Here is a 12,281-nt window from a genome sequence, read left to right on the forward strand (position 1 = left end):
TTTTGCGGAGCAGCGCCCTGATCGTGGGCGTCGGTCCTGCGCGCCAGCGCCTGCGCTCGCGCCGCCTCGACCGTGATCGCCCCGGCCTCCTCGCGATCGACCGCGCCCAGGTTGAAGTCCATCGGCGATGGCCCGGCACCCACGAAGCCCGCTTCTGCGGCGCTGAGCCAGCGCTCCTCCCGACAGTGGTGGAAGTAGACCGCGTGCACAGCGGGCGCCGTCGCCGCCTGGTAGAGGAAGAGGCAGCCCGGATCGTCGAAGTCCAGGACGCGGCCGTCGCGGGTCTGCAGCTGCGCGGCGTAGCGCGGCTCGCTGACAGCCATCCGGCATTCGGCGCAGGCAGTCCTATCCCAGACCACGGGTTGCGGCCCGGAAGGCGGGCCCTGCAGCCGCGCGATCAGCCAGACCAGCCCGACCCCGAGCAGCGCGAGGGCCGCGGCGATCCCGAGCCACGCTGCGCGCCGCCCGCTCCCGCTCATGCGCGCACCCCCTGCCGCAGCACGGGCGCGCTCGCGGGTTCCGGCTGCGTGAGGCTTCCGCTCTCGAGCGTATCGAGGTCGCGCACGAGCACGTCCTCGAGCGCCCAGTCGTTCGCAGCGAGCAGTTCCCTGAGCAGGCTCAGCTTCTCGCCCCGGCTGACCAGGCGAGCCCAGCTCCCGGCGGCGCCGCGGCGGAAGCCGCGTTCCCGCAAGGCCGCCGCGGCCTCCGGGCCGGAGGCGCGCACTTCGATCATCGTGTAGGCGTGCGCGCTGAGGTAGGCGTCCACGGGCCCGGCGAAGGCCACGCGCCCGTTGCGCAGCTCGACGACATTGTCGACGAGGTGGTGCAGCTCGTCCAGGCGATGCGAGCAGAGCAGCAGGGTAGCACTGGGGGCACGCTCCTCGACGAGGCCGAAGAAGGCCTGGCGCGACGCGGCATCGAGACTGGCCGTCGGCTCGTCCAGGATCAGCAGGGAAGCGTCCGTCGCAAAGGCCAGGGCGATCAGCAGCTTCTGCTTCATGCCCCCCGACAGCGCCCGGACCGGCTGGCCCGCGATCGCGTCCAGGTCGAGCGCCAGTCGCGCGGCGGCATGGTGCACCGCCCGCGGGTCGAGCCGTCGCAGCGCGCTGACGAGTCGGATGACCTCGGCCACGCTGGCCCCGAGCTGCGGGGCGATCTGCGGCACGTAGGCCATCTGCTGCGCGAGCTGGACCCGCTGGTCATAGGGCGCAACGCCGTCCACGCGCACCGTGCCCGTGCAGCCGACGATGCCCATGATCACGCGGGTCAGTGTGGACTTGCCGGAACCGTTGGGACCGATCAGCGCCACCCGGCTGCCCGCCTCGAGGACGAGGTCGATCCCGTCGAGCGCGGTGACGCGCCCGAAGCGCTTGGCGACGCCCGCCAGCTCAATGCGCACGGCTCACCTCCGGCGCGGGCAGGGCGCGCATCCGCGGGTTGTCGTCGCGCAGCAGGGCCTTGGGCGCCAGCACCGGGAAGACGCGACTGACCACATCCAGCAGCCCGACGGCCGGTGTCCCGCGGAAGAAGTGGAGCTGCTCGTGGCTGCTCGTCAGCTGCTGCGAGAGGCGTCGCGGTTCGTGGGGGACGTCGCCGGCGCCGTTGCCGTCGAGGTCGTAGCCGGAGTACTCGTCGAAGTAGTTGCCGGCCCAGTTCACCTGCAGCGCATTGCCGCCGCCGTCGACCAGCACGGCGATCGCACAGCCGCGCAGGTTGTTGTCCGTGAAACAACTGCGCGCTTCGCTGCTGTGGAAGGCGATGCCGACATCGCAGAACTCGAGCGCGTTGCCGCGGAAGCGGTTGTGGTGGTCGCGCTGGATCGGCGAGGTGTCGATGAAGATCCCCGTCGGATTGCGAACGAGCCGGTTCCCTTCGACGGCGGCATTGCCGACCTCCTTGAGGCCGATCCCCATGCCGCCCGCGCGGTCCGCCGCCGCGATGAGGTTGCCGGTCACCGCGACATCGTTGCTGTACATGAGAAAGATGCCGACCGTGTTGCCTAGGTAGACGTTCCCGCGCACGGCGTTGCCGTGGCTGTACATGAAGTGCGTCCCGTAGCGGCCGTCCTCGACGCGATTGCCGAGCATCGCATTGCCGGGTGAGTACCAGATGACGATGTCCCGGCTCCCCGTGACGAGGTTGTCCTCGATGAGCGAGTCCTTGACTTCCCAGAAGCGGATCGCGTCGCCGCGCAGGCCGCGCTCGGCCGCCGGCGTGCCCTGGATCTCGTTGCCGGCGATGCGCACGCTCCGGGAGCGTTCCACCGAGATCCCGAAGAGCGCCTCGGCGATGAAGAGCCCTTCAGCGCTGAGATCCTCGCCGTGGAGCCTGAGGGCGGCGTCCGTTTGCTCGAAGCGCATACCGCTGCCGCGAATGGAGAAGCCCAGCAGGTGCACGTCCGTGGCCTCGACGTCGATGGTGTGCCCCTGCCCCGCCGTGCGCAGGACCGCTGCGCGCGGCCCCCAGAGCGTGAGCGGACGCGAGATCCGCAGGGGCCCCGCGTACTCGCCCGGCGCGAGGCAGAGCGTGGCGCCGGCGGGGGCCGCGTCCACAGCGGCCTGCAGGTCGGAGCCCGGCGCGATCTCGTGGCCCTGCGCCGGCCGCGCCGGCGCTCTGCCGATTCCCGCGGCCAGGCCCGGGGCCGTCCAGCGCCGTGCCCCGGGCGGCGACGGCCGCGCGCAGGCCGCGGACAGGAGCGCCAGCGCCGCCAGCAGGCCCAGCAGCGAGCGACCGCTGCGACCTGCGGCCGTCCCGCGCAGGCGCGTCCACCGGCAGAAACAGGCGGGTGTCATGAGGTCTCCGGGCTTGCCCGGGCGAGCTCTCGGCGAACTCGCCCGGGCGCGCGCGCTCAGCTGGGCTTGACGAGCAGGTAGCCCGCCATCTCCAGGTGGAGGGCGGAACAGAACTCGGTGCAGTAGAAGGGGAAGACGCCGGCGCGATCCGCCGTGAAGGTCACGTTGCAGACCTTGCCGGGCTCGATGCTGAGATTGATGTTGTACATGTCGATGCAGAAGCCGTGCGTGGCATCCAGCGCCTGCTCGATGCTCGTCGCATGGATGTGCACCTTCTCGCCCTGCTTGACCTCGATGACGTCCGGGTTCAGGTGGCTGCGCACGAGCACCATGTAGACGTGCACGCCGTCGCCGCGCCGCTCGATCCGGACGCGCTCTTCGCTGGTCGTCGCGTTCGGGTCCGGCTGCATCGTGACCGGGTTCATGCCCGCCGGCGTGTACATGTCGATGGTCTTGATCTTGTCGACGTTGATCATCTGGGCGTAGTGCGGCTCGCCCAGCGGCAGCGGCATGTCGTAGACGACCACCGGCTTCTCGCCCGAGATGTCCAGGAGCTGGAAGTTCTGCGGCAGCAGCGGACCCACGCTGGAGAAGCGATCGATCGCCCACTTGTTCATGGCGACGAGGTACTTGCCCTGCGGATGGAGGGCATCGCCTTCGGCCGCCGAGATGTGGCCGATGTTGTAGTGGACCGCCGTCTTGTCCAGCAGCTGGAGGTCCTTCAGGGACCACTTCGCGACTTTCGACTCGAGGAAGATCGACGTGTAGGCGAAGCCCTTGTCGTCGTACTGCGTGTGCAAGGGGCCGAGGCCGAGCTCAACCTGCCCGCGGAGCGACTCGCGGAAGGGCAGGATCGGCACGCCGTAGGGATCCGCGCCTTCGAAGCGCTTCTGCTCGATGAGGGCCATCATCTTGTTGAAGTCGTAGACGCTGGCGTGGGTGTCCAGCTTGCCCGAGACCACGATGTCCGTGCCGTTGGGGGCGATGTCCACGCCGTGCGGGCTCTTCGGCTCGGGCACGAAGTAGAGCAGGCCCTCGGCGATGGCCGTCGCGAGGCTGATCACCCGCATGCCGGCGATCGTCTGCGTCTTGCCGGCCTTCACGACCTGCTCGGCCTTCCGCCAGTTGATCAGGTGGAGAAAGTCCATGTCGTTCTGGGAGGCGCCCGATTCCAGGGCGGGCTTCCCCTCCGCCAGGCCGCCCGTCGCGCGCTCCGTGTTGACCGAGTTGCAGAAGGCCCAGCCGTCGCTGGCCAGCTTGCCGGCGTCGGCGAGATCCTGCATGTAGGGCGGCAGCTCGATGGCCCAGGACTCGGCGGGGATGATGCGGCCGGCCGCGCGATCGAACTTCCAGTAGATCTGTGCGCCGCGGTACTTCTCGTTGAACTGATCGAGCGGCGCGTAGGCGCCGCCCAGCGGCGCGGCCAATTGCGCGGTCTCGATGACGTACTCGGTGTTGGGCGTCACGAAGGTGCCGCCGTGATCGTTCATGATCAGGCCGCTGTGCACGATCTGCTTGGTGGCGAAGTCCGCCAGGCTGACCACGGCGATGCGGGCATTGGCCTTGTCGTTGACGAAGATGAACTGCCCGTCGTAGTCCGCGTTCGTCTCGCTCAGCGCCGGGTGATGCATGTCACCCCAGGTGAGGGGGTGCCCCTTGGGGGAGCCCTCCGCCAAGATGGCCTTCGTTTCCTCGTCGAAGCCGTAGCCCTGCCAGGGCTCCGGGGTGAAGACCCCGATGTACTTGAGGATGCGCATGCTCGGCACGCCGATGACGATCAGGTTGCCCCCATGTCCACCCGAAGCAAAGAGCAGGAACTCCTCCTTGCGGCCGGTGGGAGTGTAGGTCTTGAGCGCCGCTGTGACGTCCGCCTCGCTCAGATTGCGGGCCTGCATGAGCTGCTGGACGCTCGCTCCTCCCGAGATCTTCGGCTCTTGCCCACCGCATGAGAACATCGCGGCTGCGACGCCGAACGCGGAAAGGACGCCGAGCGCGGCGATGAGACGCTTGCTTCGAAGCTGCATGGTTTCCTCCCTGGGCTCCTGGGTTTGCCGCCTGCCGCCAGGCGGCTTTGCGCGCCTAGTGCGCGAAGGATCGAACCTTCTCGCGAAGCGCGGCGACGACGCCGGGCTTCGCCTGGAGATCGGGGTTGGCGATCATCTGCGGGCTCTTGCCGACTGCCGGTCCGCCGTAGAGGATCGCCCGCTCGATTTCCTCGTCCTTGACCGCCTTCTGCCACTGCCGATCGGCGTAGTTGCGGGGCTTCGGGTTCAGCCCGGCGGCACCTGGGCCATCGCCGTGACCGGCCGTGCCGTGGCAGACCGCGCAGCGGGTCGTGAAGAGGCTCTCCGCTTCGGCGCGGTCCGCCGCGGTGATCGCAACGCTGGGCTTCTGGGCCGCACTGCCCTGATCCGCCCGCCCCCCACCACCCTGGCCACAGCCGGCGAGAAGCAGCAGGAGCAGGGCGGGCGGGCCCGCAAGAAGGCCGAACATCGACGCTAACTTCATGAGAATCCTCCGATTGCGCTCCGAGATCGGGAGCTGCGCGGGCGCCGTCACAAGCGCGGGCCGCCAGGCCACAGGCGAATCTCTGGCCTGCGCCCCTCCTCCTCAACACCTCAGCGCATGACCATATGCGTTGAGTGGCCGTGTGTCAATGGGAAAGCGCCGCTGCCGGGCAGCGGGGAGGGTCCTTGCCCCCGCCGCGGGCCGTGTCAGCGGCCTGCGGCGGGGATGGGCGGGCCGTCTAGCCCGTCATGAGGATCAGGTGCTTCACCGCGCGGAAGGCCTGCGGGTCGGTGATCCGCAGCTCCATCTGCTCGCCGACCAGTTCGAGCGTGTAGCTCGACAGCGGCTGGTCGCTGATCACCTTCACCTCGTCGGCCGGGATCAGGATGCTGGTCTCCTGGTCCGTGTCCATCGGCGTGAAGAGCGCGGGATCGATGCTGCCCGAGGGGCGCCAGGTCCGGCCGAGGCGCAGGAAGCCGCCCGTCGCGACGATGGTGCCCGAGTCCTTCAGCTCGTCCTTGGTGCCGATCGTGTAGTAGATCGTGCCGAGGGCGCGCCGGGACTCCTCGAGGCGGGCCACCTGGGTCTGGATCGTCACCTCGCGCGCCTGGATCGTCTGATCGCGCTCGGCCACCTTGCCGTGCAGGCCGGCAACTTCCGTCTGCAGCTCGTCGACGCGCTGGTTCAGGGCGACGATCAGCGTCTCCTTTTCGGCGACCGTGGCGCGCAGGTTCTTGATCATCTTCTCGAGGCCGGCGATCTTGACGCCGCTCTCCTTGAGCTGCGCCTCGAGCGTGGCGATGCGGTCGCGGGCGCGCTCGATACCGGCCTTGATCTCGGCGATGCGGGCGCGCGCAGCGTCGCCGCGATCCTGGGAGAGCTTGGTCTCGGCGTCGAGCTGCGTCTTGAGCGCCGCGGCGCCCTCCTCGCCCAGGACGATGGCGTTGAGGCTGTCCTGGATCGCCGCGATCTCGGTGATGGCCTCGCTGTAGCGGTCGCGGGTCGCCTGCTCGTCGGCCTGCAGCGTCGCGTAGGCGGCGTTCCGCTGCTGGAGCTTCTGGTAGAGCATCCCGGAGGCGACGAGGAAGACGATGACCAGCAAGGTCAGTACATAGGGGATGGGTTTGCGCATGCGTGCTCCTCCTTGGTTGGCTGAGCCACGTGGGGGGAATGGCCAGTTGCTAAGGTGGCGCTCCGGCGGGTCCCCGCACAAGGGGAAAACCGCCTGCCCGCCATTTGCCGATCCAAACCATTGGATTAAAATCACTTGTGCGGCGGGCTCGACACCCCCGCAAATCCCCTCTTGCGCGACGATTCTGTCCGAATTACCCTGACCGAAAGGTCAGTGCCATGGAAGCCCCCCCGAGCAAGCCCACCGCCGACGCCCTGCCCGCCCGCGAGCGCATCCTGAACGCTGCGGCGCAGCTCTACGCAGTGCGCGGCTTCGAGGGCACCTCGATGCGCGACATCGCCGAGGCGGCCGGCGTCACGAAGCCGCTCATCTTCTACCACTTCGCCTCCAAGGAGCGGCTCTACGCGAGCCTGCTCGAGGAGGCCCTGGCCGCCTGCCGCTCCGGCGGCGAGGCGATCCTCAGCGAGCCCATGAGTGCGACCGAGCGCCTGCACCGCTTCCTCGCGAGCCACGTCCAGGTCCTGCGCGAGCGGCCGGCCGTCTTCGCCTTCGCCCACAACCTGCTCACGGTCGCGTACGAACTGCCGCTCGGCTTCGATTACCGCGCCGAGGGCCGCGCGCTCTTCGACCAGATCGTGCGCGTCGTCGAGGAGGGCCAGGCGCAAGGCGAGTTCCGCCGCGCCGATCCCGAGGCCGTCGCCGTGCTCGCCCTCGCGAGTCTGGGCATGTACGCCCAGGCCCTGCTGATCGGCGAGATCGCGGCCCTGCCCGAGGCGCTGGAGGAGCATCTCCTCGACCTTCTCCTCCACGGCATCAAGGAGCCTGCCGCATGAAGCATCCGGATTCCGCGACCCCCACGCGCCCGGGCTGGGGCCTCGCCCTGGCCCTGCTCTTACTCGCTTTCGCGGGCGTGGCCCGCGCTGCCGCGCCGGCCGACACGCTGCGCCTCTCGCTGCCCCAGTGCGTGAGCCTGGCCCTCGCTCGCGGCGAAGAGATGCAGCTCGCCGAGGCCAGCTACGACGCCGCGCGCGCCGCCTACCAGCAGGCGCGCTCGGTCGCGCTGCCGCAGCTCTCGCTCTCGGCGGGCTACACGCGCACCCTCGACAGCGTCTTCAGCGACGCCACGGGCGGCGATTTCTCGCCCTTCGAGCCCGACACCCTCGCGCCGCTCGCGGATCGCGTGCGCGCCCTCGAGGACGCCCTGCCGATGTCCGGCCTCGCCGGCCTCGCCGGCCTGTTCAGCAGCACCTCCTTCGGCAGCGAGAACACCTGGACGTCGACGCTCAGCCTCTCGCAGAAGCTCTTCGAGGGAGGCTCGATCTGGCACTCGATCGCCGCCGCCAGGCACGCGCTGCTGGCCACCGAGCTGCTGCGCGCCGACCGCCGCGAGGAGGTCATCCTCCAGGTGCGCGAGGCCTATCTCGGTGCCCTGCTCGCCGGTCGCGGCCTCACGATCGCCGAGCTGGCCCTCGCCCAGGCCGAGAGCCAGCTCGAGCGCGTGCGCCTGCGCGCTGAGGCCGGCCAGGCCTCGGAGTTCGCGCTGCTCCAGGCCGAGGTGCAGCGGGACAACCAGCTCCCCGCGGTGCTCGCGGCGAAGAGCCGCCGGGAGCTGGCGCAGCTCGAGCTGGCGCGGCTGGTCAACCTGCCGGCCGACCAGCCGCTCGCGCTCACGACGCCGCTCCTGGACGACGCGGCCCTGCCCGCCGGGCCGGCCCTGGCCGACACGACGGGGCTCGTCGCGCTCGCGCTGCGCGCCTCGGGACTCATCGCGCTCGAGGAGGCGCTCCAGGCGCGCGAGCATGCGGTGGGCGTCGCGGCGAGCGGCAAGTGGCCGGGCCTGTCGCTCTTCGCGAACTACACGCGCGAGGCCTATCCCGCGGGCGTCTTCCCCGGCAGTGATGATTGGCGCAAGGACGTGCGCGCGGGCCTCCTCCTCAACTGGTCGCTCTTCGACGGCCTGCGCACGCGCGGGGCGGTGCAGGACATGCGGGCGAAGAGCGCCGTGGCGCGGCACGAGCTGCGCCAGGCGCGCGAGCTGATCGCCCAGGGTGTGCGCTACAACCAGTGGGAGCTGCACCGGGCGGCGGCCGACCTGCACGCCCGCTCCCGGACGGTAGCGCTCGCGCGCCGCGCCCACGAGCTGGCCAGTCTCCGTTACGACGAGGGCGCCTCGGACCTCATCGAGGTCTCCGACGCGCGCATCGCCCTTCAGCTCGCGCAGATGTATGAAGCGCAGGCCCGGCACGACACCTTCGTCGCCCTCGCCCGCCTCGAGCGCTACAGCGGGCAGCCCTTGCTTGCCCAGGTCCTGCCGGCCGCCGGCAACTGACGAGGTCCACGCTATGAAACTGAAGACGACTCTTTCGCGCCCCTTCGCCTGGCTCGCGGGTACCCTGCTGATCGCCCTGTTCGCCGGGATCGGCGGCTGCGGGCAGCGGGGCGCCGAGTCGGCGACGCCCATCGCCCAGACCGTGCTCGTCTCGCCGGGGGACGTCGTGCTCGCGCACACGGCCGCGCTCGAGGCGGGCACCGCCTTCACGGGCGAGTTGCAGCCGGCCCAGATCACGAACGTCAAGTGCCGCTTCGACGGCGACATCGACCGCGTGCTCGTCCGCGAGGGCCAGAGCGTGCGCCGGGGCCAGGCCCTGGCGACCTTCCGCCCGCGCGACGTCGAGGACCGCCTGCGCGCCGCCGAGGCGCAGGTGCTCGCCGCGACGGCCGCGCTGCGCGCCGCCGAGAACGGCGAGGCGCGCGCGCGCCGCCTCTTCGCAGCCGGCGCCGCGGCGCCCAGTGACCTCGAGGCCGCCGAAGCCCAGCGCAGCGCGGCCCAGGCCGGGCTCGACCAGGCCGAGGCGATGCGCAACACGGCCCGCGAGGATGCCGAGAGCCTCGACGTGCCCAGCCCGATCAAGGGGCGCGTGAGCCAGGTCGCCATCCACGCCGGGGATCGCACCCTGATCGGCGATCCGCTCTTCCAGATCGTCGACACGGACACGCTCGAGCTGTCGGCGACGCTGCCCTCGGAGGCCCTCGCCCGCGTGCGGCCGGGCACGCCGATCCGCTTCCACATCGACGCCTTCCCGGGCGAGGTCTTCCGCGGCGAGGTGAGCCGCCTGAATCCGACCACCGAGCCCGGTACGCGGCAGCTCAGGATCTACACGCGCCTCGCCAATCCCGACGGCCGGCTGGTCGGCGGGCTCTTCGCGAGCGGGCGCGTGGTGAACGAGTCGCGGCCCGCGGCCACGGCGGCGCCGATCGCCGCGGTGCGCAAGGAGGGCAGCGAGCAGGTGGTCTACCGCCTGCGCGGCGGCGTCGCCGAGCGCGTGGCGGTGGCCCTCGGCATCGTCGACGAGGAGGCGGGCATCTGCGAGCTGCTGGGCGGCGTCGCCCCCGGCGACTCGCTGCTGACGGGCATCCTGCCCGGACTGCGCGGCGGCGTGCGCGTGACGGTCCTCGCCGGCGCTGCGCCGGCCCAGGGCTAGGGCGAAAGGGCAAGGCCATGTTCCTCTCGGACATCTCGATCAAGCGGCCCGTCTTCGCGACGATGATGATGGCCGCCCTGGTCACCCTCGGCCTCTTTGCGTTCCGGCGCCTGTCGATCGACATGTGGCCGGACGTCAGCTTCCCCTTCATCGCCGTGCAGACGGTCTACCCCGGCGCCTCGCCGGAGACGGTCGAGCGGGACGTCAGCCGCAAGATCGAGGAGGCGGTCAACCCGATCAACGGCGTCAAGGAGCTGACCAGCGCCTCGCAGGAGGGCTTCTCGCTCGTTTTCATCGAGTTCGAGCTGGGCGTGGACGAGATGGACGCGCAGCAGGACGTGCGCGCCAAGATCGAGTCCGTGCGCAGCGAGCTGCCGGAGGACATCGAGGAGCCGCTGGTGCTGCGCTTCGACCCGGCGGACATCCCGATCGTCTCGCTCGCCCTGCGCTCGGAGGCGCGCAATCTGCGCGAGCTGACCACGCTCGCCGACGAGGTGCTGCGCAAGGAGCTGGAAGGCGTCGAGGGCGTCGGCCAGGTGACGATCGTCGGCGGCGAGGAGCGCGCGATCGTCGTCGAGCTGGACCCCGAGCGTCTCGCCGCGCGCGCGGTGCCCATCCCGCTGGTGATGGCGACCCTCGCCGCCGAGAACATGGAGGTGCCGGCCGGGCGCCTCGAGCTCGGCCCGGGCGAGCAGCTCGTGCGCGTGGCCGGCCGCGTGGGGGAGCTGCGCGAGTTCGCGAACCTGGTCGTCGCCGTGCGCGACGGCGTGCCCATCCGCATCGGCGACATCGGCCGCGTCATCGACGACGCCGACGAGAGCCGCTCGGCGGCCTTCTACAACGGCACGCCGGCCATCGGTATCGACCTGCGCAAGGTCTCGCAGGGCAACACGGTGGAGATCGCCGACCGCATCATCGCGGCGGTCGAGCGCATGCGGGGGCGCCTGCCCGAGGGCGTCGAACTGGCCGTCGTGCGTGACAACTCGGTCTGGATCCGCCACTCGGTCGAGGACGTCGAGGTGACGATCCTCATCGGCGCCATTCTCACCGTGATCGTCGTGTTCGTCTTCCTCAACTCGTGGCGCTCGACGGTGATCACCGGCCTCACGCTGCCGGTGTCGATCATCGCCGCGTTCCTGTCGCTCTACGCCTTCGGCTACACGCTGAACATGATGACCCTGATGGCGCTCTCGCTCGCCACGGGCATCCTGATCGACGACGCGATCGTGGTGCGCGAGAACATCGTGCGCCACGTGGGCATGGGCAAGAACCACAAGGACGCCGCGCGCCAGGGCACCAGCGAGATCGGCCTCGCCGTGCTCGCCACCACGCTGTCCACGCTCTGCGTGTTCATCCCGGTGGCCTTCATGGGCGGCATCGTCGGCATGTTCTTCCGCGAGTTCGGCCTCACGGTGGCCTGCGCGGTGGCGGTCAGCCTCTTCGTCTCCTTCACGCTGGACCCGATGCTCTCCTCGGTCTGGTACGACCCCGTGGCCGAGGGGCATGTCGCCCATCGGGGGATCGGCAAGGCGCTCGAGCGCTTCAACCAGGGCTTCGTCGGCCTCGGCCGCTGGTACCGCGGCGTGATCGGCTGGGCGCTGGACCATCGCCTCGCCACGCTGGGTATCGCGGTCGCCTCCTTCATCGCGGCGCTCGCGCTCTTTCCGCTGATCGGCGGCACCTTCATGCCCGTCAGCGACAACGAGGAGCTGGCGGTCCTGGTCAAGACGCCGGTCGGCTCCTCATTGGAGTTCACGCGCGGCCGCGTGCGCGAGGTCTCGGCCCTGCTGCGCCAGTACCCCGAGGTGCAGAGCACCTACGAGACCATCGCCGGCGGCTTCAACGCGCAGGTCAACGAGGCCGAGATCTACGTCAAGCTCTCGCCCAAGGGCGAGCGCGATCGCTCGCAGCAGGACATGATGCCGGTGATCCGCCGCGACCTGGCGGGGATCGCCGGCGCGACGGTGTCGGTGCTCGAGTCGGGCGGCTTCGGCGGCACGACCAAGCCGCTGCAGATCTACGTCTACGGCGACCAGATCGACGAGCTGAAGCGCGTCTCGCAGCAGGTGCTCGCGGTGGTGCGCGAAACGCCAGGCGCCATCGAGGCCGACTCGAAGATGGCCGAGGAGCGGCCCGAGCTGCGCATCGACCTGCGTCGCGAGCTGGCGAGCGACATCGGCCTCGGCGTGGGCAGCCTCGCCGGCACGCTCAGGCCCGCGCTGGCCGGGCAGAAGGCGACGAGCTGGGAGGATCCGAGCGGCGAGCAGCACGACGTCATCGTGCGCCTGCCGCGCTCGGCGCGCGTCTCCGAGGCGCAGCTCGCCGCGCTGCCGATCGCCAGCGGCTACGACCCCGCGACCGGCGCGC

At 70.5% G+C, this 12,281-nt stretch carries 10 protein-coding genes; 4 read left to right on the top strand and 6 right to left on the bottom strand.

Features of this window, described 5'->3' with window-relative positions:
- From FJ251_08535 to FJ251_08560, 6 genes are all read right to left on the bottom strand, one after another.
- A partial coding sequence (locus FJ251_08535) for a hypothetical protein (GenBank protein ID MBM4117775.1) occupies positions 1-479 on the bottom strand: 479 nt, incomplete at its 3' end.
- Positions 476-1,399: an ABC transporter ATP-binding protein gene (locus FJ251_08540; protein MBM4117776.1), complete on the bottom strand. Its 924-nt coding sequence runs from the start codon at positions 1,397-1,399 to the stop codon at positions 476-478. The genes FJ251_08535 and FJ251_08540, both read right to left, overlap by 4 nt.
- Positions 1,389-2,792, bottom strand: coding sequence for a nitrous oxide reductase family maturation protein NosD (gene nosD, locus FJ251_08545; protein MBM4117777.1), 1,404 nt, complete (start codon positions 2,790-2,792; stop codon positions 1,389-1,391). Before nosD ends, FJ251_08540 begins: the two co-directional genes overlap by 11 nt.
- Before the next feature lie 56 nt (positions 2,793-2,848).
- Complete coding sequence (gene nosZ, locus FJ251_08550) at positions 2,849-4,747, bottom strand: Sec-dependent nitrous-oxide reductase (GenBank protein ID MBM4117778.1); 1,899 nt, start codon at positions 4,745-4,747, stop codon at positions 2,849-2,851.
- A gap of 124 nt (positions 4,748-4,871) precedes the next feature.
- The gene (locus FJ251_08555; protein ID MBM4117779.1) at positions 4,872-5,300 is read right to left on the bottom strand and encodes a cytochrome c; all 429 of its coding nucleotides are present in this window, start codon (positions 5,298-5,300) and stop codon (positions 4,872-4,874) included.
- Positions 5,301-5,538: 238 nt separating this feature from the next.
- Positions 5,539-6,432, bottom strand: coding sequence for a hypothetical protein (locus FJ251_08560; protein ID MBM4117780.1), 894 nt, complete (start codon positions 6,430-6,432; stop codon positions 5,539-5,541).
- Between the two features lie 218 nt (positions 6,433-6,650).
- Here FJ251_08560 and FJ251_08565 point away from each other — a divergent pair, with 218 nt between their 5' ends.
- The 4 genes from FJ251_08565 to FJ251_08580 all read left to right on the top strand — a co-directional run.
- Entirely contained in the window at positions 6,651-7,265 is a 615-nt protein-coding gene (locus FJ251_08565) for a TetR/AcrR family transcriptional regulator (GenBank protein ID MBM4117781.1), read from the top strand.
- Positions 7,262-8,761: a TolC family protein gene (locus FJ251_08570; GenBank protein ID MBM4117782.1), complete on the top strand. Its 1,500-nt coding sequence runs from the start codon at positions 7,262-7,264 to the stop codon at positions 8,759-8,761. Before FJ251_08565 ends, FJ251_08570 begins: the two co-directional genes overlap by 4 nt.
- Entirely contained in the window at positions 8,658-9,914 is a 1,257-nt protein-coding gene (locus tag FJ251_08575; protein ID MBM4117783.1) for an efflux RND transporter periplasmic adaptor subunit, read from the top strand. Before FJ251_08570 ends, FJ251_08575 begins: the two co-directional genes overlap by 104 nt.
- Positions 9,915-9,931: 17 nt before the next feature.
- A partial coding sequence (locus FJ251_08580) for an efflux RND transporter permease subunit (protein MBM4117784.1) occupies positions 9,932-12,281 on the top strand: 2,350 nt, incomplete at its 3' end.

The organism is bacterium (genome assembly GCA_016873475.1).
Taxonomy (GTDB): domain Bacteria; phylum Krumholzibacteriota; class Krumholzibacteriia; order JACNKJ01; family JACNKJ01; genus VGXI01.